The sequence below is a fragment of the Pseudomonas sp. REST10 genome, from assembly GCF_029542605.1.
GTDB lineage: Bacteria > Pseudomonadota > Gammaproteobacteria > Pseudomonadales > Pseudomonadaceae > Aquipseudomonas > Aquipseudomonas khazarica.
The window spans coordinates 3,773,372-3,794,642 of sequence record NZ_CP035677.1 but is presented as its reverse complement, the minus strand read 5'-3'; the positions used below and the strand labels follow the sequence as shown (position 1 = coordinate 3,794,642).

At 66.8% G+C, this 21,271-nt stretch carries 17 protein-coding genes; 6 read left to right on the top strand and 11 right to left on the bottom strand.

Features of this window, described 5'->3' with window-relative positions; all coding sequences use genetic code 11:
• Positions 1 to 17: 17 nt before the first annotated feature.
• Positions 18 to 3,506, bottom strand: a complete 3,489-nt coding sequence (locus EWH21_RS17850; RefSeq protein WP_277698965.1) for a PAS domain-containing hybrid sensor histidine kinase/response regulator — start codon at positions 3,504 to 3,506, stop codon at positions 18 to 20.
• Positions 3,507 to 3,711: 205 nt separating this feature from the next.
• On the opposite strand from EWH21_RS17850, the gene EWH21_RS17845 reads away from it, so the two are divergent.
• Together EWH21_RS17845 and EWH21_RS17840 are read left to right on the top strand one after the other, a co-directional pair.
• Positions 3,712 to 4,281: a GNAT family protein gene (locus EWH21_RS17845; protein ID WP_152489368.1), complete on the top strand. Its 570-nt coding sequence runs from the start codon at positions 3,712 to 3,714 to the stop codon at positions 4,279 to 4,281.
• A 6-nt stretch (positions 4,282 to 4,287) separates the two neighbouring features.
• The gene (locus EWH21_RS17840) at positions 4,288 to 5,112 is read left to right on the top strand and encodes an AraC family transcriptional regulator (RefSeq protein WP_150606047.1); all 825 of its coding nucleotides are present in this window, start codon (positions 4,288 to 4,290) and stop codon (positions 5,110 to 5,112) included.
• Positions 5,113 to 5,221: 109 nt separating this feature from the next.
• Here EWH21_RS17840 and EWH21_RS17835 read toward each other — a convergent pair whose 3' ends face one another.
• On the bottom strand, positions 5,222 to 6,559 hold the full coding sequence (locus EWH21_RS17835) for an imelysin family protein (protein WP_277698964.1): 1,338 nt from the start codon (positions 6,557 to 6,559) through the stop codon (positions 5,222 to 5,224).
• Positions 6,560 to 6,749: 190 nt separating this feature from the next.
• On the opposite strand from EWH21_RS17835, the gene EWH21_RS17830 reads away from it, so the two are divergent.
• Together EWH21_RS17830 and EWH21_RS17825 are read left to right on the top strand one after the other, a co-directional pair.
• A complete protein-coding gene (locus EWH21_RS17830) occupies positions 6,750 to 7,322 on the top strand; it encodes a LemA family protein (RefSeq protein WP_037049251.1) in 573 nt (190 codons plus the stop codon).
• A 10-nt stretch (positions 7,323 to 7,332) separates the two neighbouring features.
• A complete protein-coding gene (locus tag EWH21_RS17825) occupies positions 7,333 to 8,238 on the top strand; it encodes a GIDE domain-containing protein (protein ID WP_277698963.1) in 906 nt (301 codons plus the stop codon).
• 84 nt (positions 8,239 to 8,322) lie between these two features.
• Here the strand turns inward: EWH21_RS17825 and EWH21_RS17820 are convergent, their stop codons facing one another.
• Positions 8,323 to 10,377, bottom strand: a complete 2,055-nt coding sequence (locus tag EWH21_RS17820; RefSeq protein WP_037049246.1) for a GGDEF domain-containing phosphodiesterase — start codon at positions 10,375 to 10,377, stop codon at positions 8,323 to 8,325.
• A gap of 303 nt (positions 10,378 to 10,680) precedes the next feature.
• On the opposite strand from EWH21_RS17820, the gene EWH21_RS17815 reads away from it, so the two are divergent.
• Positions 10,681 to 11,976, top strand: a complete 1,296-nt coding sequence (locus EWH21_RS17815) for an ammonium transporter (protein ID WP_277698962.1) — start codon at positions 10,681 to 10,683, stop codon at positions 11,974 to 11,976.
• 2 nt (positions 11,977 to 11,978) lie between these two features.
• Complete coding sequence (locus EWH21_RS17810) at positions 11,979 to 12,623, top strand: hypothetical protein (RefSeq protein WP_037049242.1); 645 nt, start codon at positions 11,979 to 11,981, stop codon at positions 12,621 to 12,623.
• Between the two features lie 66 nt (positions 12,624 to 12,689).
• Here EWH21_RS17810 and sodB read toward each other — a convergent pair whose 3' ends face one another.
• The 8 genes from sodB to EWH21_RS17770 all read right to left on the bottom strand — a co-directional run bounded on the left by sodB (position 12,690) and on the right by EWH21_RS17770 (position 21,139).
• Complete coding sequence (gene sodB / locus EWH21_RS17805) at positions 12,690 to 13,271, bottom strand: superoxide dismutase [Fe] (RefSeq protein ID WP_037049239.1); 582 nt, start codon at positions 13,269 to 13,271, stop codon at positions 12,690 to 12,692.
• 196 nt (positions 13,272 to 13,467) lie between these two features.
• Positions 13,468 to 14,799, bottom strand: coding sequence for a DUF58 domain-containing protein (locus EWH21_RS17800; protein WP_037049237.1), 1,332 nt, complete (start codon positions 14,797 to 14,799; stop codon positions 13,468 to 13,470).
• Positions 14,796 to 15,845 (bottom strand): MoxR family ATPase, encoded by a 1,050-nt coding sequence (locus tag EWH21_RS17795; RefSeq protein ID WP_037049236.1) that lies wholly within the window; start codon positions 15,843 to 15,845, stop codon positions 14,796 to 14,798. Before EWH21_RS17795 ends, EWH21_RS17800 begins: the two co-directional genes overlap by 4 nt.
• Positions 15,842 to 17,029 (bottom strand): DUF4350 domain-containing protein, encoded by a 1,188-nt coding sequence (locus EWH21_RS17790; RefSeq protein WP_047585766.1) that lies wholly within the window; start codon positions 17,027 to 17,029, stop codon positions 15,842 to 15,844. The genes EWH21_RS17795 and EWH21_RS17790 overlap by 4 nt, the downstream gene beginning before the upstream one ends.
• Complete coding sequence (locus EWH21_RS17785) at positions 17,026 to 18,603, bottom strand: DUF4129 domain-containing protein (RefSeq protein ID WP_152489364.1); 1,578 nt, start codon at positions 18,601 to 18,603, stop codon at positions 17,026 to 17,028. Before EWH21_RS17785 ends, EWH21_RS17790 begins: the two co-directional genes overlap by 4 nt.
• On the bottom strand, positions 18,590 to 19,570 hold the full coding sequence (locus EWH21_RS17780) for a stage II sporulation protein M (RefSeq protein ID WP_277698961.1): 981 nt from the start codon (positions 19,568 to 19,570) through the stop codon (positions 18,590 to 18,592). The genes EWH21_RS17785 and EWH21_RS17780 overlap by 14 nt, the downstream gene beginning before the upstream one ends.
• Positions 19,567 to 20,292, bottom strand: coding sequence for an RDD family protein (locus tag EWH21_RS17775; protein ID WP_152489363.1), 726 nt, complete (start codon positions 20,290 to 20,292; stop codon positions 19,567 to 19,569). Before EWH21_RS17775 ends, EWH21_RS17780 begins: the two co-directional genes overlap by 4 nt.
• A gap of 88 nt (positions 20,293 to 20,380) precedes the next feature.
• A complete protein-coding gene (locus EWH21_RS17770; RefSeq protein ID WP_277698960.1) occupies positions 20,381 to 21,139 on the bottom strand; it encodes a hypothetical protein in 759 nt (252 codons plus the stop codon).
• Between the last annotated feature and the right edge of the window lie 132 nt (positions 21,140 to 21,271).

The window sequence follows — 21,271 nt, the reverse complement described above, 5'->3', positions numbered from 1 at the left end:
GTCCGCCGCCCGCCCGATCAGCCGCGCAGGACCAGATGACGGCTGAGCAGGGCGCGCAGGGCGGCGGGCTTGACCGGCTTGGGCAGGTAGTCGAGGCCCGCGGCATGCACGGCGGCGACCAGCTCGGGGCGGCCGTCGGCACTGATCACCACGCCGGGCACCGGCTCGCCCAGGCGGGTGCGCAGCCAGGCCATCAGTTCGGTGCCGGTCTCTCCCTCGTCCAGGTGGTAGTCGACCAGGGCCAGCTGCGGATGCACTTCCTCGCTGAGCAGGTGCTCGCACTCCAGGCGGTTGCGCGCCGTCCACACCTGGCAGCCCCAGCGCGACAGCAGGCTGTACATGCCGGTGAGGATGCTGTCCTCGTTGTCGATGCAGATCACCTGGATGCCCTGCAGCGGCTGGCCGTCCGCCGCGGACACGGCGGGGCCCTGGGGCTTCGCTGCGGGTTTTCTGGCCAGTGGCACGCTGACGCTGAACACGCTGCCCTTGCCCGGCCAGGAGCGCACTTCGAGGCGGTGTGATAGCACCCGGCAGAGCCCGTCGGCAATCGCCAGGCCCAGGCCCAGGCCTTTCTCGGCGCGCGTCTGGTGGCTGTCCAGGCGCTTGAACTCCTCGAAGATCACCTTGCGCTTGTCCTCGGGAATCCCCGCGCCCCGGTCCCAGACCTCCAGGCGCAGCTGCCCACCCTCGCGGCGCACGCCGAGCACGACACGGCCCTTGGCGTAGCGGAAAGCGTTGGTGAGGAAGTTCTGCAGTACCCGGCGCAGCAGCTTGATGTCGCTGTCGACCCATTCGCGACTACCGTGCACGCGCAGGTCGATGCCCTGTTCCGCGGCCAGTACGCCGAATTCGGCGGCGAGGGTATCGAACAGGTTGGAGAGGGCGAACGGATGGCGATCCGGGGTGATGCGGCCGTTCTCCAGGCGCGAGATGTCCAGCAGGTCGGTGATCAGGTCCTCGGCCGAGCGCAGCGAGCTGTCCAGGTGCCTGACCAGCTCCTGGGCCTCGCCAGGCAGTGCATCGTCCTGGTGGGCCAGCGCCGCGGAGAACAGGCGCGCGGCATTCAGCGGCTGCATCAGGTCATGGCTGACCGCCGCGAGGAAGCGCGTCTTCGACTGGTTGGCGGCCTCGGCGTGCGCCTTGGCCTCGGTCAGCGCCTGGTTCAGTTTCGACAGCTCGTGGGTACGTTCGGCGACACGCCGCTCCAGGCTCTCGTTGGCATCCTTGAGGGCGCGCTCGGCTTCGCGGAATTCGGTGATGTCGGTGAAGCTCATGACGAAGCCGCCGCCGGGCATGGGGTTGCCGATCAGCTCGATCACCCGGCCGTTGGGGAACACCCGTTCGTAGCTGTGCGCGGTGCCCTGGCGCATCCAGTACAGGCGCTTGGCCACGTTCTCCTCGACATCGCCGCCGCCGAGCATGCCGCGCTGGGCGTTGAAGCGGATGATCTCGGCAATCGGTCGGCCGACGTAGATCAGCCCTTCGGGGTACTCGAACAGTTCCAGGTAGCGATGGTTCCAGGCCACCAGGCGCAGGTTCTGGTCGACCACGCTGATGCCCTGGGTGATGTTCTCGATCGCCCCCTGCAGCAGGGCGCGGTTGAACTGCAGCACCTCGCTGGCCTCGTCGACGATGCGCACCACGTCCTCGACCTGCATTTCCCGGCCTTCGATCGCGGCCTTGACCACGGCGCGGGTCGAGGAGGCCCCCAGGACCCCGGCGAGCAGGCGCTCGGTATGCGCGATCCATTCGCTGTTGGCCGGCTGGTTGGGATCGAAGTCCTTGCCTTTGCCCTGGCGCAGGGCGAAGCGGGTGAAGCTCTGCCGCGCCCGCTCTTCGCCGACGAAGCGGCTGGACAGCATCAGCAGGTCCGCTACCTGCACGGCCAGCAGGCTGCGCCCGCTCGGCTTGGTGCCCAGGTCATGGCCGATGAAACGACCGGCTTGCCAGTGCTCGGAAACGCGCGTGCGGGAGAACCAGGAGACCCAGGCGAACAGCAGCATGTTGCCGGCCAGCGACAGCACCACGCCACGGGTCAGCGGGTCGACGTGCAGGCCGATGGGGGCGTACAGCAGAGTGGTCAGCCCGGGGAAACCGTGCAGCGACCAGCCCATGCCACGGGCGGCCAACGGCAGCACCAGGGTGTAGAACCACAGCAGCGCGCCGACGATCAGGCCGGCGAAGACGCCGCGACGGTTGGCCTGTTTCCACACCAGGGCGCCGAACATGGCCGGCGCGAGCTGGCCGATGGCGGCGAAGGACACCTGGCCGATGGTGGCCAGGCTGGTGCCTTCACCGAGCAGGCGATAGCAGACGTAGGCCAGCAGCAGGATCAGCACGATGCTGACCCTGCGGGCAGTGAGCATCCAGTGGCGGAAGGCCTCGAACGGGCGCTCGGTGCTCTGCCGGCGCAGCAGCCAGGGCAGCAGCATGTCGTTGGAGATCATGGTCGACAGCGCCACCGAGGCGACGATCACCATGCCGGTGGCGGCCGAAGCGCCGCCGATGAAGGCCAGGACCGCCAGGCCCGGATGCGCTTCGGCCAGGGGCAGGCTGATGACGAAGGAGTCGGGGGTGACGCCGGCCGGCAGCAGCATCTGCCCGGCCAGGGCGATGGGCACGACGAACAGCACGGCCAGCACCAGGTAGGCCGGAAACACCCAGCGTGCCAGGCGCAGGTCCTTGGGCTCGATGTTCTCGACCACGGTGACATGGAACTGCCGTGGCAGGCAGACGATGGCGATCATCGCCATGCCGGTCTGCACCAGCATGGCCGGCCAGTTCACCGCCTCGTTCCAGAAGCTGTCCAGCTCGGGGGTGCTGTGGGCCTGGGCGAGCAGGTCGTTGAAGCCGTTGTACAGGCCGAAGGTGACGAAGGCGCCCACGGCGAGGAAGGCCAGCAGCTTGACCAGCGACTCGAAGGCGATCGCCAGCACCATGCCCCGGTGGTGTTCGGTGACGTCGAGGTTGCGCGTGCCGAACAGGATGGTGAACAGGGCCAGTACCAGGGACACGATCAGGGCGGTGTCCTGCGCGCTGGTGCCGGTGTCCAGCGCATGCTCGCCGATCAGCAGGTTGACCCCGAGCACGATGCCCTTGAGCTGCAGGGCGATGTAGGGCAGCACGCCGACCAGGCAGATCAGCGCCACGACGATGGCCAGCGACTGCGACTTGCCGTAGCGCGCGGCGATGAAGTCGGCGATGGAGGTGATGTTCTCCTGCTTGCTGATCATCACCATCTTCTGCAGCACCCAGGGCATGCTCAGCATGAGGATGATCGGCCCGAGGTAGATGGGCAGGAACGACCACAGCTGCTCGGCGGCCTGGCCCACGGCGCCGAAGAAGGTCCAGCTGGTGCAGTACACGGCCAGCGACAGCGAGTAGACCCAGGCGCGAATCTTCGGCGGCATGGGCGTGCTGCGGCGGTCTCCATAGAAGGCGATGGAGAACAGGATGGCCATGTAGAGTAGGGCGACCGCGGCGATCAGCCCGGGGGACAGCGACATGCAGGCTCCGGAACGCAGGGTGGAATGAGGTGAGCCTGGCACCCGAGGCGAGGCTGATGATGACCAGTGTTGCACAAAGCGGCAGTTCGTCGGCTGCGACCAAGGTCGCAGGCTGCCCGGCGCACTTTGCGACAGGACTTGATTGTGCCGCAGGCATTGGCCTGATAGCGTGCCGGGTTTGCGACTCTGTCCGAGGAAGGACCCTATGTTCAAGCCGCAACTGGTGACGTTGCAACGGGGCGCCCTGCGCCTGGAACCGCTGTCCGATGCCGACATCCCGGCGCTGGTGGCGCTGGCCGAAAGCAATCGCGACGAACTGCTGTACATGAGCGGCACTCAGCGCCTGGACTGGTACCGCAGTGCGCTGGCCGATCTGCGTGAGCAGCGCGCGTTGCCGTTCGTCGTGCGTCTCGGTGACGAACTGGTCGGCACCACGCGCTTCGCCGAATTCATGAACACCCTGCCGGCCTGCGAGATCGGCTGGACCTGGCTCGACCGCAGCCAGCACGGCACCGGCCTGAACGGCACGATCAAGTACCTGATGCTCAGGCATGCCTTCGACAACTGGGGCATGGTGCGCGTGCAGTTGAAGACCGCCGGCAGCAACCTGCGCTCGCAACGCGCCATCGAGAAGCTCGGCGCCGTGCGTGAAGGGCTGCTGCGCAACCACCGCCGGCTGGCCGATGGCCGCCTCGACGATACCGTTCTCTACAGCATGACCGACCTGGAATGGCCGGCCGTGCGGGAAGCCCTGGAGGCACGCTTCGGCGCCTGAGCCCTGATGGAGAGTCGCGAGCAGACCCGTTTCTGGCAGGCCTCGGCGCTGTGTGGCGTCGAGCTGCTACAGGCGCGCTATCTCCAGCAACGCTTCGCCCCGCACGTGCACGAGGGGTTCGTCTTCACCGTGATCGAGCACGGCGCCCAGCGTTTCCGCCACCGTGGCAGCGACCACCTGGCGCCGCAGGGCAGCATGGTGCTGATCAACCCGGACGAGGTGCACACCGGCTCCAAGGCGCACGACGACGGTTGGCGCTACCGTGGCTTCTATCCCGACAACGCCCAGGTGCTGGGGGCGTTGCAGGAACTCGGGCTGGCCAGGTCCGGCATGCCCTCGTTCGCCGTCAGCGTGCTGGATGACCCGCGTCTGCACACGGCCTTCCTGCAGCTGCATCGCCTGCTGGAGGACGGCGCCGAGGCCCTGCAGCAGCAACTGGCCTGGCGCGAGGCGATTCTGCTGTTGTTCCAGCACCACGGGCGGGTCGGCGAGGCGGCCGCGCCGGGGCGCGAACCCTGGGCGGTGTCCTGCGCCAAGCAGATGCTCGCCGAGCAGTTGCTTGAGCCGCCATCGCTGGAAGAACTCGCCGCCGCGGTCAATCTGTCCCCCTTCCACTTCGCCCGGGTGTTCCGCCGTGCGACGGGCTTGCCCCCCCATGCCTGGCTCAAGCAGCGGCGTCTCGAACAGGCGCGGGCGCTGCTCAGGAGTGGTTGCTCCGCGATCGGCGTGGCCACGCAGCTGGGCTTCGCCGACCAGAGCCACCTGTCGCGGCAGTTCAAGCAGGTCTATGGCGTCAGCCCCGGCGAGTACCGCAAGGCCTGCCTGAGCTGATCCCTGTTCAGGCCAGGTCGGGCTCGCAGAGCCGTTGTGTTCCCGGCATCCAGGCATAAAAAAACCGGCGCTCCTCACGGGTACGCCGGTTCTTCACGGGCAGGGTCGATCAGAATTCGTGATCGGCGGTGTCCGGATTCAGGTCGCTGATGCCCAGCTTGCCGGCTGCCTGCTCGATGGCGCCGGTCTGCTTGACCAGGGCGGCGATGGCGTCGCGTACCAGTTGCTGGCCTTCGGCGTTGTCGGCGGCGATCAGCTGATCGAAGTGCACGTTGTTCTTCTCGGCGCTGTCGACCAGGGCCTGCAGCTTGGCTTCGGTGTCCTGCAGGTCGGCCTTGAGCGTGGTGTCGGCCTGGGCGTCGGCCTTGGCCACCAGGTCGGCCAGGCTCGGGCCGGTCAGGGTGCTGCCGTCGACCTTCTTGTACTCGCCCAGGTAGACGTTGCGAATGCCCTTGCCGTTGTAGAAGTGCGAGTTGTGCGTGTTGTCGCTGAAGCAGTCGTGCTCGTCTTCGGTGGAGTTGGCTTCCAGCGCGACCTTCATGCGCTCGCCGGCCAGTTCGCCCAGCGACAGGCTGCCCATGCCGAACAGCATCTTGCGCAGGCCGTTCTCGCCCGAGTCGGCGACCAGCTCGCTGCGGTAGTTGCCTTCGACGCCGTCCTTCCACTGCTCGACCATGTCATTCAGGTCGCTGACCAGCAGATCGGTCGCGGCCTTGAGGAAGGCACGGCGACGCTCGTTGTGGCCACCGGTGGCACCATCGCCAACCAGGTAGTCGGTGTACGGACGCTCGCCGGCACCCGGGTTGGTGCCGTTCAGGTCCTGGCCCCAGAGCAGGAATTCGATGGCGTGGTAACCGGTGGCGACGTTGGCCTCGGAACCGCCCAGCTCGTTCAGGCTGGCCAGCAGCTCACCGTTGATCTCGGTGACGTCGAGCTTGTCTTCGCCGACCTGGATCTCGGTGTTGGCGATGATGTTGGCTTGCGCGCCCGGGTTGCCCAGTGCGTGCTGGTAGTCGTCGGCCACGTAGTCGATCAGGCCTTCGTCCAGCGGCCAGGCGTTGAGCTGACCTTCCCACTCGTCCACCACCGGGTTGCCGAAGCGGAACACTTCGCTCTGCATGTAAGGCACACGGGCCGCCAGCCAGGCTTCACGCGCGGCTTTCAGGTTGGCTTCGCTGGGCTCGGCGAGCAGGGTGTCGACCGCGCTCTGCAGCGCCTTACCGGTGCTGGCGGCGTCGCTGAAGACCGCGAAGGCCAGGTCGGCGTAATGATTGACCACGGCCTTCGCAGCAGCCTCGTCGACCTTCGCGGCAGGCGCAGGGGCCGCGCTCTCGGTGGCGGCGGCAGGTGCGGCGGCCTGGGGAGCGGGGGCTTTGTCTTCGCCGCAGCCAGCGAGGGAAATGGCGATGGCCAGCAGGCTGGCGGAGGCCAGGGGCATACGAATCATGGCGGGGTCCTTTGCGTTAACGAAATGGGCCTGATACTCGGTGGTACCTGAAAAACTGCGACATAATGCAAATGTTTCGCATTATGTGTAAAGGCCATTATGCGTCGCTGTGCAGGATATCGCTGTCGAGAGGCGCGGCTGCCGCTAGAATGCCAGCACCTGATTCGCAGTTCTGCATGGAGAAAACTGCATGAGCCTGACCACCGTGATCGTGATCGTTGTCCTCGTCCTGCTGGGTGCCTACGCGGTGTCGTTGTACAACGGCCTGGTGCGCCTCAAGCATGGCGTCAGCAAGGCCTGGTCGAACATCGACGTGCTGCTCAAGCAGCGCCATGACGAGCTGCCCAAGCTGGTCGAGACCTGCAAGCAGTACATGCAGTACGAAAGCGCCACGCTGGAGCGCGTCATCGCTGCGCGCAGTGCCGTGGCCAGTGCGCGCGAGCAGCACGATGTCAGCGCCCTGGGCAAGGCCGAGAGCGGCTTGCGCGCCGGCCTCGGCCAGTTGTTCGCCCTGGCCGAGAACTACCCCGAGCTCAAGGCCAACGACAGCTTCCAGCACCTGCAGCAGCGCATCAGCGGCCTGGAGAACGGTATCGCCGACCGCCGCGAGCTGTACAACGAAGCGGTCAACCTCAACAACGTGCGCATCGAGCAGTTCCCGGACGTGATCGTCGCGCGCATGTTCAACTTCCGCGAGGCCGAGCTGCTGGTGTTCAGCGATGCCGAGAAGGCCGACGTCGACATGAAATCGCTGTTCGGTTGAGCATCCGCCGGTGATGCAGGGTGATCCTTTCGGTTTCTTTGTAACGCTGGCCTTCGCCCTCGGTGCTTTTCTGGGTGGGGCCTGGTGGTGCCTGCGGCGCTGGTCGCAGGCGCGTCATCTGCTCGATACGCCGACCTCGAAGATTCGTTCGGCGGCGCAGGGCTACGTCGAACTCTACGGTGTGCTCGAGGCGCTGCCGGACATGCAACTGAGCGGGCCGCTGACCGGCAAGCCGTGCCTGTGGTGGCGCTTTCGTATCGAGGAATACCGCTCCAGTGGCAGCAAGCGCAGCTGGCGGGTCGTCGAGAGCGGGGCCAGCGATGCCTGGCTGCGCCTGGTCGATGGCACCGGCGAGTGCCTGATCGACCCGCGTGGTGCGGAGATCCGCGCGGCGGTACGCGAGGTCTGGGAGGGCAACCTGCGCCATCCGCTGGGGCCGGCCAAGACCGGCCTGCTCGGTTTCCTCAGCAGCGGCCAGCGTTACCGCTACAGCGAGGAGCGCTTCCACGTCGGCCAGCCGCTGTACGCCATCGGCGACTTCAGCACGCATGGCGCCGCGCAGCAGGGCTTCGACATGCAGTCGGCGCAGGGCGAGGTGATCCGCGAGTGGAAGGGCGACTACGTCGGCCTGCTGCGGCGTTTCGACAGCGATGGCAATGGCCAGCTCGATGAGCAGGAGTGGAACCGCGTGCGCCTGGCCGCGCAGCTGGAGGCCGAGGACCGCCATCGACTCAAGGCGGCGGAACCGGCGCAGAACCAGATGGCCAAGCCCGGAGAGCGCCAGCCCTTCATCCTTTCCAACAGCGGTGAGGACGAGCTGGCCCGTGGCTTCTACTGGCAGGCAGCGGCTGGCGCCGTGCTGTGCCTGGTCGGCGCGCTGGCGACGGCCTGGTTGTTCGGCGTGCAGAGCTGGTAGCGCCTGGCATACCGACTGGCGCACATGCAAACGCCGCGTCCCTGCAGAGGGGCGCGGCGTTTTCGTTTGCGGGTCTGTACGCGCTCAGAGCGTGGCGGCGGAGCTCAGGCGCCTGGCCTGCTTGAGGAAGAGGGTCAGGTCGCGTGCCGGCAGCGGCTTGCTGTACAGGTAGCCCTGACCTTCGTGGCAACCCTGGGCGATGATGTAGGCCTCCTGCTCGGCGGTTTCCACGCCCTCGGCGATGACCTGCATGCCCAGGCTCTTGCCGAGCTGGATGATGGCGCGAACGATGGTGGCGTCATCCTCGTCTTCCAGCAGGTCCTGCACGAAGCTCTTGTCGATCTTGATCTTGTCCAGCGGCAGGCTCTTCAGGTAGCTCAGCGAGGAGTAGCCGGTACCGAAGTCGTCGATGGCGATCAGCGCGCCGGAGCGGCGCAGGCTCAGCAGGTGCTGGGCGGCGGTGCTGATGTCTTCCATCAGACCGGTCTCGGTCACCTCCAGCTCCAGGCTCTTCGGCGGCAGGCGATAGACCTGCATCAGGTTGTTCACCACCCGGGGCAGCTCGGCATGGTGCAGCTGCACCGTGGACAGGTTGACCGCCATGCGCAGGTCGCTGAAACCCTGGTCGTGCCATTCACGCAGCTGGCGGCAGGTCTGATCGAGAATCCACTCGCCGATGGGGATGATGGTGCCGTTCTGCTCCGCCAGCGGGATGAACAGGTCGGGCGGGACGAACCCGTGCTGCGGATGCTGCCAGCGCAGCAGGGCTTCGACGCCGACGACGCGATGGTCACGGTAGTCCACCTGCGGCTGGTAGACCAGGTGCAGCTGGTTCTGCGCCAGTGCGTCGCGCAGGTCCTTCTCCAGCTCGCGACGGCGACGCATCTCGCTGTCCACGCTGGCGATGTAGAACTGGTAGCGGTTGCGCGAGCGGCTCTTGGCCAGGGTCATGGTCTGTTCGGCTTTCTGCAGCAGCTTCTCGGTGCTGTCGCCGTCTTCGGGGAACAGGGTGATGCCGATGGTGGCGCGCAGGCGCACTTCGTGCTGGTCGAGCAGGAAGGGCAGCTCCAGGTCGTCGAGCACGCTCTGCGCCAGCTCGGCGGCCTCGTAGGGTTGTTCGATGTCGGCCTGAACCAGAGCGAACTGGTCACCGCCCAGGCGCGCCAGTGCGCCGAGGCGACCGCTGTGGCTGCGCAGGCGGTCGGAGAGGGCGAGCAGCAGCTGGTCACCGCTCTGGTAGCTGAATTGCTCGTTGATGCCCTTGAAGTCGTCCAGGCCGACGCAGAGCACGGCGACGCGGCGTTGCAGACGGCCGGCGTCTTCGAGGATCTGGTCGAGTTGCTGCTGCAGTTGCTGGCGATTGGGCAGGCCGGTGAGGAAGTCGTACTGGGCCATGCGCAACAGGCTGTTCTCGGCCTCGCGGCGCAGGTGGGTATTGCGCTCGATGGAGGCCAGCAACTGGTTGGCGGTATTGATCCACAGCCCCAGTTCGTTCTGCTCGTTGCCCTTGAGCATGGGCAGCTTGTGTTCGCTGGGGCGGTCGGGGTTGATGTTGGTCAGGTGCTCGATGATCTTCGACAGCGGCTTGGTCAGCAGCCAGTGATAGACCAGATAGAGCACCAGGCCCATGGCCATGGCCCGTAACACGCCGGAGACGAAGATGATCACCGAGTTGGTGACGAAGCTCTCGCCATAGGCGGCGGTGTCGAGGGTGATGTTGAGGTCGCCGTAGTACTCGCTGTAGGGACCGCGCCCCACCAGCTTGGTGGAGAACTGCTGTTCCTGGCCGAGGATCGGGTCGGTCAGCCAGCGTGTCGGTATCTGCGCCAGATCCCGGCTGCGCTCGGCGAGCATGGGTTCGTTGGGATGGCCGATGGCGGCGTAGCGCACCGACTCGTGCTGGAACAGCCCCTCGATGACCTGCATGCCCATTTCCCGGTCCAGGCTGTACACCGCCTGGGTCGAGGGGTCCCGGAACATGCCGAGGATGCGCTGGGCGTCGTTGGATACTGCCTGTCGCGTCTTGTAGGCATCGAACACGATCTGCGCGCAGCTCAATACCACCCCGACCACCAGTGCCGAAAGCAGCACTACGCGGAGCAACTTGAGCGACAAGCTGTTTTTCAATTCCAGCTTCAAAGGCAATTCCTTATGTCGATGCTTACAGCGTCAGTCAGACGAGAGTATTGGCAATCTCGTTCTAGCCGTCAAAGGGCCATCATGCCTGGTGGCACTTTTTATTCCATAAGGAACGGTCCTGGTGCGAATCGATGCCATCGGCATCACTCCCTGCTTTATGTCGGTGCGATTCTGCCGGACTTGAGGCCCTTGGTCGCCTTGGCCGTTCGTCGGCCCCGTGCCGGCTGAAGCGCGACATCCCTTGGCACTGGATGCTGGCACAAGAGTTGCGAAGTCCGGGCATCGATCGGAAGGGGGTTCGTGATGAAAACACTCGTGCTGTTGCTCGTCGCCGTCGGCTTCGCCCCTCAGGCCCATGCCGCCTCGGAGGAGGCGGCCAATACGGCCTGGCTGGTGCTGGCCAGCGTGCTGGTGTTCTTCATGCAGGCGGGCTTCGCGTTGCTGGAGAGCGGCATGTCGCGGGCCAAGAACGCGGTCAACGTGATGATGAAGAACTACATGGACTGCTGTGTCGGCGGCATCGTGTTCTGGCTGCTGGGCTTCGGCCTGATGTTCGGCGCCAACCTCACCGGCTGGTTCGGCATGAGTCACTTCGCGCTGAACCAGGCCGAACCCTGGGATTACACCTTCCTGCTGTTCCAGATGATGTTCGCCGCGACCGCCGCCACCATCGCCAGCGGTGCGATGGCCGAGCGTACGCGCTATGGCGCCTACCTGGTCGGTGCGTTGCTGATCAGTGGCGTCATCTACCCGATATTCGGCAGCTGGGTATGGGGCGGGATGTACGGTGGCCAGGGCTGGCTGGCCAAGCTGGGGTTCGTCGACTTCGCCGGGTCCACCGTGGTGCACAGCATTGGCGCCTGGTGCGCGCTGGCCGGAGTCCTGGTGCTCGGACCGCGCCTGGGGCGTTTCGCCGCCGATGGCACGCCGCGCATGATTCCCGGGCATAACCTCGGCCTGGTGGCGCTGGGTGGCTTCATTCTCTGGGTGGGCTGGTTCGGCTTCAATGCCGGCAGCAACCTGGCGGTCAGCAGCAGCCTGGGGCTGATCGCCCTGAACACCCATCTCGCCGCCGCCGCCGGGGCGCTCGGTGCGTTGCTGGCACAACGCAGCACCGCCAGCCCGATACTGCTGACCACGACGGTCAACGGCTCCATCGGGGGGCTGGTCGGCATCACGGCGGGGTGTGCCAGCATGGCGCCGGGGTTCGCGCTGCTCAGTGGCCTGGTCGCCGGTTTCGTGGTGGTCTACGGCATGCGCCTGCTCGACCGCCTGCAACTCGACGATGTGGTCGGCGCGGTGCCGGTGCACGGCTTTGCCGGTATCTGGGGCACGCTGGCCGCCGGGTTGTTCTACCAGGGCGACCTGTTCAACTGGGCGCGGGTCGGCGTGCAGGCCCTGGGGGTCGTGGCGGCTTTTCTCTGGGCGTTCCCGCTGTCCCTGCTGGTCTACCTGCTGTTGGCCAAGACCATCGGCCTGCGTGTCTCCACGCAGCACGAACAGCGTGGGCTGGATTTCGCCGAGCATGCCGAGGTCGGCTACCCGGAGTTCAACCAGACGCAGACCTTCGATAGCGAGCAGTGGTCGAGGAGGGGCTGAGGATGAGACTGAGTCTGCGGCGTCGGGCGATCTACACCGGGCTGGTCGGGCACTTCTCGGAGGAAGAGGTATGGCCGTTGCTGGCGCTCTGGGAAAACAAGTACGCGGAGCAGCCACCTTTCGCCCTGAACGAGTTCCTCGCCGAGGTGGTGCTGCGCACCGAGCGCAAGCTGGAGCGCGCCCGCCTGTACCGGGAGCTGGTGGGGGCGTTGACCGGCCCGCCTTCGCAGCTGCTGCCGGACCCGGAGGAGCAGCTGGCGGCATGGCGCCAGGGGCGCAACGAGGCGGTGAGGCGGGTGGCGACACCCGATGCGGCGGCGCAGGCGACCTTCCTGGCCCTGGGCCAGGCCTTGCTGGAGCAGCTCGATGCGGCGCAGCAGGCGGCCTTGCGCGGGTTCGCCGCCGGCAATCTGGCTGGCATGGAAGTGGGGCCGGAACTGACCACGCAGCTGCGCACCTGGTTCGAGCAGGGCAGTGCCGATGGCATCGCCGCACTGGGCCTGGAGCAACTGCGCAAGCTGCTCAATCTGCTCTATATCGGCTTGTGCGAGTTTCTCGGGCCGGTGCGCGCCGACCGTGTACTGAGCCAGGCGGTCAGTCGCGTGGAGGAGCGCGGGGCGGCGTTCTCGCCGAGGCGCCTGCTGTGAATGCAGGCGGCAGATACGAAAAACCCGGCCATCGAGGCCGGGTTCTTCGGATTACGGGGCTTGAACTCAGGCCGCGTAGTTCTGGGCAACGAAGTCCCAGTTGACCAGGTTCCAGAACGCCTCGACGTACTTCGGACGCAGGTTGCGGTAGTCGATGTAGTAGGCGTGTTCCCAGACGTCGCAGGTCAGCAGCGGGGTGTCGCCGCTGGTCAGCGGGCAGCCGGCGCCGATGGTGCTGGCCAGGGCCAGGGAGCCGTCGGCCTTCTTCACCAGCCAGCCCCAGCCGGAGCCGAAGGTGCCGATGGAGACCTTGCTGAATTCTTCCTTGAACTTGTCGAAGGAACCGAAGGCGGCGTTGATGGCATCAGCCAGGGCGCCGGTCGGCTGACCACCGCCGTTCGGCGACAGGCAGTTCCAGTAGAAGGTGTGGTTCCAGATCTGCGCGGCGTTGTTGAAGATGCCGCCCGAGGAGGTCTTGACGATTTCTTCCAGGCTCTTGCCTTCGAACTCGGTGCCCGGCACCAGGTTGTTCAGGTTAACCACGTAGGTGTTGTGGTGCTTGCCGTGGTGGAATTCCAGGGTCTCGGCGGAAATGTGCGGCTCGAGAGCATTCTTTTCGTAAGGCAGCGGCGGCAATTCAAAAGCCATGGTCTATCTCCTACTCAGGTCGTGTGCGGTATGCGCAAGGCCGATCACGGGCGGCCCGTAAGCGGCGTGGAGTCTGTACTCCTTGCGCCGCAGACTCGCGATGATAGCACCCGGTCTCGGCCATAACCACGCAACATCTGTGTGGGAAAGCCGATGCCAGGGCCTTTGCGTCAGCGCGTTGGACCGTCCCGGGCGACTAAAGTGCGCCGGCTTTCTTCCAGGCCAGGTAGCTGCTGACCAGCTCCGGACCCAGTTCTCCCGGACGGGCGTCGAGCACCGGCACGTCGTGCGCGGCGAGGCGCTCGTGCAGATCGGCGCGGGCGTTGAGGTAGTCCAGCGTGCCGCAGTAGGCGATGGCCTGGTCGAACTGCTCCACCGGCGTCTGGCGCAGGCGGTCCAGCGCTTCCTCGCGCAGGCTGGCGATCAGCACCCGGTGCTGGCGCGACAGGCGACGCACGGCGGCGAGCAGTTCGTGGTCGTCTTCGTCGCGCAGGTTGGTCACCACCACCACCAGCGAGCGACGACGCTGGCGGGCCAGCAGCAGGTCGGCCGCCGCGCTGAAGTCGGCCGGCAACTGGCTGGTTTCCAGGTCGTAGACGGCGTTGAGCAGCACGTTCAGCTGCGCCGGTCCCTTGACCGGGGCCAGGTAGCGCGGCTGCTGGCTGGCGAAGGTCGCCAGGCCCACGGCGTCACCCTGGCGCAGGGCCACGTAGCTCAGCAGCAGGCAGGCATTGAGGGCATGGTCGAAGTGCGACAGCTCGTCGTCCTGGCTGCGCATGCGGCGGCCGCAGTCGAGTAGGAAGACGATCTGCTGATCACGTTCGTCCTGATACTCGCGGGCGATGGGGGTGCGCTTGCGTGCGGTGGCCTTCCAGTCGATCTGGCGCAGGGTGTCGCCGTCGCGAAACTCGCGCAGCTGATGGAACTCCAGGCCCAGGCCGCGACGGGGACGCTGGCGCACGCCGAGCTGGCTGAGCCAGTCGTCCACCGCCTTGAGTTGCGCGCCGTAGAGGCGGGCGAAGTCGGGGTAGACGCGGCTTTCCCCCTCGAGTTGCAGCACGCGCCTGGCCTGCCACAGGCGCAGCGGGCTGGGCAGCAGCAGCTCGCAGCGGGCGAAGTGGAAGTGACCGCGTACCAGCGGCTTGAGGCGGTAGCTGACGCGCGTCTGCTGGCCGGGATGCAGGCTGATGCGCTGCGGCAGGTGCTCGAATGCCATGCCCTCGGGGACGTGATCGAACACCTCGATCTCCAGCGCCTGGGTGAAGTCGTGGTGAGCAGTCAGCTGCACCTCGCTCCAGCGGCCGAGCGGCAGGTTGCCTGGCAGTTCGCGCTGCAGTCGCGGCGAGGGGCGCTGACGCAGCCAGAAGCCGTCGATGATCGCGATCGCCGACAGCGCCAGCGCCAGGCCCCAGGCCATGGGGAGCAGGCTCTGCGCGAGGTCGACGCCGAGCAGGGGCAAGGCCCCGAGGAGCACCGCGGCGGCGAACAGGCCGGCGAGTAGCCCGAGGAGCAGGCGCGAGGGTTTCATAGGCGAGGAGCCGGCACCTGATCGAGCAGTTGTTGCAGCACCTGGTCCACCGACAGCCCCTCGATGTCCAGCTCCGGGGCCAGGCGCACGCGATGGCGCAGCACGGCCAGCGCACAGCCCTTGATGTCATCGGGCAGGACGAAGTCGCCGCCACGCAGCAGGGCACGGGCGCGGGCGCCGCGTACCAGGGCGATCGACGCGCGTGGTCCGGCGCCCATGGCCAGGCCGGGCCAGCTGCGGGTGGCCCGCGCCAGGCGCACGGCGTAGTCGAGGACCTGATCGTCGAGTGGCAGGTCGCTGGCGATCTTCTGCAGGGCCTGCACGTCCTTGGCCTGCAGCAGCGTACGCAGCGGGCTGACCTCGAGCATGTCGGCCTTGGCCGAGCGGGTCACCTGGCGCACCATGTTCAGCTCTTCGTCCTGCTCCGGATAGTCCATGCGCAGCTTGAGCATGAAGCGGTCGAGCTCGGCTTCCGGCAGCGGGTAGGTGCCTTCCTGCTCGATCGGGTTCATGGTCGCCAGCACCATGAACGGCAGCTGCACGGGCAGGGCGCGCCCTTCGAGGGTCACCTGGCGCTCCTGCATCACTTCGAGCAGGGCGGCCTGGGTCTTGGCCGGTGCCCGGTTGATCTCGTCGGCCAGCAGCAGGTTGGTGAACACCGGGCCCTTGCGCAGCTTGAACTGCTCGCTCTGCATGTCATACACGGCGTGGCCGGTGACGTCGCTGGGCATCAGGTCCGGGGTGAACTGGATGCGCGCGAACTCGCCACCGAAGCAGCGGGCCAGGGCCCGCACCAGCAGGGTCTTGCCCAGGCCGGGGACGCCTTCGACCAGCACGTGACCGCCCGCGATCAGCGCCGTGAGCACGTCATCGATCACCGCGCTCTGGCCGATCACCGCCTTGCGCAACTCGGCGCGCAGGGCCTGGGCCAGCTGGCTGGCACGCTGGCGCTGCTGCACCTGCGGGTTGCCTGGTGCGGCGGCCGGTGCGGCGGGAGCGGCGGCCTGCGGCGGAAGGTTGTCGGTATCGGGCGTCTGTTCACTCATAGGGCATTCCTGAGGGTTTGCAGGTGGGCGACCTGGCGGGTGAAGTCGCTGGCGGAAAGGCGTTGTGGTGGCAGCGGGCGCATGGCCTGGCTGATTTCCCTGGCGGGCAGCCGGGTCAGGCGACCGAGCACCTGCCACTGTTCGGCGACGGCGAGTTTCTCGAAGCCGGGATAGCGGCGTCGGGCTCGGCGATTGATGTCCTGTTGCAGGTGCTTGAGCAGGCTCTGCTGGCCGCCGTGGCGCAGGAGGAAGTCGGCGCTGCCGCGCAGGTGCTCTTCGAGCTGGCGCCGCGCGCGGCTGGCAGGTGCCTGCAGCGGCCCGTGGCGCATGCCCACGTGCCAGAGCCCGGCTGCGATCAGCAGGGCGAGCAGGACCAGGGCCAGGGGGAAGTGGCGCAGCAGGAGCCTGGCCAGGCCGTCGCTGTCGGCGTGGTAGACCAGGGTTACCGCGCTGTCCTGGCTGAGGTACCAGAGCAGCCAGGCGTGGTCGTATTCGTCGATGTTGCGGTTCTGCCAGATCCACGGATCACTGAGCACGGTGATCAGGCCGTCGCCGTGATACAGCTGCAGCAGGTGCGTGGCCGCGTCGCTGTTGGCCCAGGCGTGGGCGCGGTTCTGTGCGTCGTACAGGTGGTAGTCGGTGTCGAAGGCGATGTAGGCCGGCGCCTCTTCGTTCTCCAGGTAGAGCTTGGTCAGCTCGGGATAGGCATCGCTGTCGTCGTGTTCCTCGTCCGCATCGCCGGCTTCTTCCTCTTCCTCGTCCAGCTCGTCGCTCATGTATTGCTGGATGCCGAGCAGGTCGAGCAGCAGGTCGCCGCTCTTGCCTTCCTCTTCGTCCCACAGCTGTTCGGCGATGAACAGCAGGTGACCGCCGTTGGCCGTCCACTGCAGCAGATGCTCGACCTGGCGTGGCGTCATGTCGTTGCGGTCGGTCAGCAGCATCAGGGTCTGGCCTTCGCTGGGCAGTCCGTTGAGCACGTCCAGGCCGTCGGCGCGCACGACCGCGATGCCCCGCCGGCGCAGGAAGTGTTCCGCTGCGAGGTAGGGGCTGCTGGCCACTTCCGGCGCTGGCCCGTGCTCGACCACTTCCTCGTAGGATTCCAGCTTGCCCAGCAGGTAGATGGCCAGCAGGCCGACCACCAGCAGCAGGCTCGCGCCGAGGGCGAAACCGACGCGCCGGCTCATGCGGGTTGCTCCGTGCCGAACAGGTCGCGCCAGCCCTGGCAGAGGTTCGGTCGCAGCGCCTCGGCAGGCGTGCGATGGCCGTAGGCCAGCGCCTGCCAGTGCAGGGTCAGCAGGCGGCTGTAGGCTTCCAGTTCCTGCTGCTGGAGCGCGACGACCAGTTGCAGCACTTCACCCTCGGTATGCGACTGCTTCAAGGGCAGGCGGTGTTGATGCAGCAGGCGGCTGAGCAGGGCGCGGTAGAGCAGGCCGAGGGCAGCTCGTGGCTGCTCGGCCCAGAGGCGTTCGGCCTCGCTGGCGACGTCGTCGGGCAGGCTCTCCGGGGCCAGTTCCAGGCCGAACAGCTGCCTCGGCACCTCCACCTTGCGACGGCTGGGCAGGCCCAGGCGTTCACCGAAGGCCTGCAGCCATTCGCGGTAACGCCACAGGATGTAGGCCAGCAGGCCCGCCAGGGCCGCCCACAGCAGCACTTCGAATACCTGCGCGACGATATCCAGGCTCTTCCACCATTCGCTCAGCTTGAACAGGTTCTCGATCATCTGCAGCAGGGCTTTCGCGTCTTCCGGGTCGGCCTCCTCGGCGGACTTCTCCTCACCCAGGCGCCAGCGGGTGACGGTCTCGCGATGCTGGAACGGCGGTTCGTCGAGCAGCGCTTCGATGTCGTCGCGAGCCGCCTGGCTGGTCAGCGGCTGGTGCAGCAGGCGTGGCGCGTCGGGGCCCTGGGCATCGACCGTTTCGCTGGCGGCGGGCGGCGTGTCGGCCCAGGCGTTGCCCGGCAGTTGCGTCAGCAGCAGCGCGCAACCCAGCAACACGGCATAGGCGCTGCCGGTCAGGCGCTGGCGCAGGCGGCGGAAGGTCAGTTCGATGTCCCAGGCTTCCAGTGCCGTACGGCGATTGAGGTAGAGGGTGAAGCCACAGGCCACGTACACCGGCTCCCAGACGATCAGCAGCAGGACATAGAGCAGGTTGGAAAGGTGTTCGAGCCACAGCCACTCACCGCTGCTGGCGGCGATGACGCTTTCCCAGCTCCAGTTCAGCTCCACCTGCTGCGGCAGCATCATGTAGAACAGCACGATCAGCCCCATCCACAGGGCAAGCTCCAGGTGCATGCCGACCAGGGTCAGCCAGGTGGCCGCGGCGCTGTCGCGCTGGCCAAGAACCACCAGGCGCTGGCCGCGCGCCTTGCCGGACAGCCCTTCGAGTTGCAGTACCGGCAGGTCGAAGCTGCGCGTCGGGCTCAGCCGGCGCCAGGTCAGACTGGCCAGCAGTTGCGGGCGCAGCAGTCCGGGCAGGGCGCGCAGGGCCTGTTTCAGCGAGGGGGTGTTGCCGAACAGGGCGTGCGAGAGGATGTACAGCGGCAGGCGCTCGTAGGCGGGCTTGAGCCACCAGAACAGGAATACCGCCCAGCCCGGGTACTGCCACAGCACGGCGCAGAGCAGGGCGAACAGGGGCAGGGTGACCAGCGCCCAGCTGGCCATCAGCAGGCCGGCGTGGCGACGCGCGAGCAGCACGCCGAGGTCCATGGCCTCCCAGGCGCTGCGTGGGCGAATGGCGACGCTGGCTTCAGTCAGGCGCATGCTGTCTCCGTCCGCCCAGCAGCAGGTAACTCAGCACCAGCAGCCACAGGCCGCTGCCGACGGCGTACTTGATGTCGGGGCTGGCGAAGGTGGTGGACGACCAGAAGGCCTCGATGAAGGCGGCCACCAGGAGAAACAGGATCACCCCGCAGACCAGCTGTATCGCCTTGCCGGCCGCCAGGCGAAGTGCCTCGCCACGGGGCAGGCGCCCGGGGGCCAGCAGGGCCCAGCCGAGCTTGAGGCCGGCGGCTCCGGCCAGGGCGATGGCGGTCAGCTCGAACGCGCCGTGGCCGATGACGAACGACCAGAACGGCTCGCCGTAGCCGATACGGGTCAGATGGCCGGCCACGCCGCCGATCATCAGGCCGTTGAAGAGCAGGAAGAACAGGCTGCCCAGGCCAAGCAGCAGGCCGCTGGCGAAGGTCTGAAAGGCGATGCCGATGTTGTTCATGATGTAGAAGCCGAACATCATCCAGTCGTCGCCGGAGCCTCGCTCGCTGAAGCGGCCGAGGCGACGTGCATCGGGATCGTACATGTGTTCCATGTTGCTGACCTGGTCGGGACTGACCAGGCTGTAGATCAGCTCCGGGTAGAGGTAGGTCAGCAGCCCCATCAGCCCCAGGCTGCCGAAGAACAGCAGGCTGGCCACGCACACGCTGCGCCATTCGCTGCGTACCAGGCGCGGAAAGCCGCCGAACAGGAAGCGGATGATCTGCGCGCCCAGGTGGCTGCGGTGGCGATAGAACTGCTGGTGGCCGCGCATGGCCAGTTGCTGCAACTGATCGATCAGGTGGCTGCTGTAGCCACGCGCCTGGGCCAGGGCCAGGTGCTGGCAGAGCTGCCGGTAGTCGGCGGCGAAGCGGGTGCAGGCCTGGGCGTCGGCCTTGCCACGCTCGAGCGCGTCGAGCTGGCCGGCGAAAGCCTCCCAGTCGCTCTGGTGGCGGTTCTCGAACAGGCTCTGTTTCATGGCGCGCTCCCCAGCAAGCCACGGGCGATGCCATTCAATTGCGGCTCCGCCTGCTCGGCGGGCACCTGCAACGGTTCGGCCAGCAGCGTCGCGAGTTCGGCCCGGCGCGCCGCGGACAACTGCTCACCACGCTCGGCAAAGCCGAGCAGTGCACGTTGCTCGTTGAGCGTCAGCGGGAACGGTGCCGGCAGCGGCTCCACCTCGGGCAGCTGCGGCTTGCTCAGCGGCGCGTCACGGTAGACCACCAGGGTGCCGGCGGCGATGTCGCCGAGACGCTTGAAGGCCGGGTGATTCAGGCAGCTGAGAATGCCCAGGGTGTAGCCGAACGGCAGCAGGTCGACGAAGCGCAGCAGGTTGCGGGTCAGCGAGGCGGCCCAGCCGATCGGCGTGCCGTCATCGTGTACCACGCGCAGACCGAACATCTGCTTGCCGGGCGAGCGGCCCTGGTTGAGCACCTCGAACAGCACCATGTACCACCAGGTGACGAGGAACAGCAGGATGGTGCCCAGGCCCATGCCGAACTGGCCGAGCAGCCCCAGCACGATGAACGTCACGCCCAGGATCAGGCCGCGGATGGCCAGGTCGATGGCGAATGCCAGGGCGCGAGGCACCAGCCCGGCCGGACGCAGATGCAGATCGATGCCTTCCGGCGTTTCGACCTGATAGCGGGTGTCCAGGGGAGGCTGGTCAGTCGGAAGGCTTGCGCTTGAGCGTAAGGGCATCGGCGGAGGGTATCAGGGAAAGCCCGATGCTAGCGAGCAGCGGGCCACGAACGCAACCGGACCCGCGTGGCGGGTCCGGGGCATCGATTTACTGGGCGGCAGGCAGCACGCCGAAAATGGTGCGGTACAGCACGCCCATGGCGACCACCATCAGCGGGATGCTCCAGATCAGGCCGATGCCCAGCGGGATGGCGCTGACCATGACGATCAGGCCGAGCACGAAGAACAGGCCGAAGACCTTGAACCAGTGTTGCGTGATGGCCTTGCGCGAGGTTTCCAGCGCTTGCCACGGGGACAGGCCACGCTCGACCACCAGTGGGATCGCCAGCAGGTAGGCCACCGCCAGGTAGATGCCCGGGATCAGCAGCAGGAACATGCCGAGGTAGACCATCAGCATCATCACCACGGCGGTGATGATCAGCGGCACGGTGCGGCCGAAGTGGCTGAAGATTTCGTTGAAGCTCAGCGGCTGGTCGGCGGCGCGGCGGATGCCGACCATGTTGATGCCGGCCATGAACGGATAGGCCAGCGCCGAGGCCAGCAGCGAGATGAGGATTTCGCCGACGATCAGCACCAGCATGTTCTCGCTCAGGGCGGTGAAGATGCCGACCACGCCACCGAGGATGAAGGTCGCTGCCAGCAGGACCACGTAGAACACCACGAAGCCGCCGATGATGATGCCCTTGGTGCCTTTGACCCGGTTCCAGGATTCGCTCAGCAGGTCGCCGATGCTGAAGTCGTAACCGCGCGCCAGGGCCTCTTCGATGCTTGGCGTACCACCCTGGGTGGATGGCTGCAGGTCACTGGCCGGAGCGGCATAGGGATTGGGGGTGGTTGCTTCACTCATGTCAGCATCCTTGTCGTTGAGTGGGAAGGGGGGCGGTAATCCTAGTGGCAAGGGCGCGCGCCTTACAAGAGGGAGGCGCACGCGGATGCGATGGCTGTGCGCTGGTTCATGCTTCGCCCGGCTCGGTGCGCC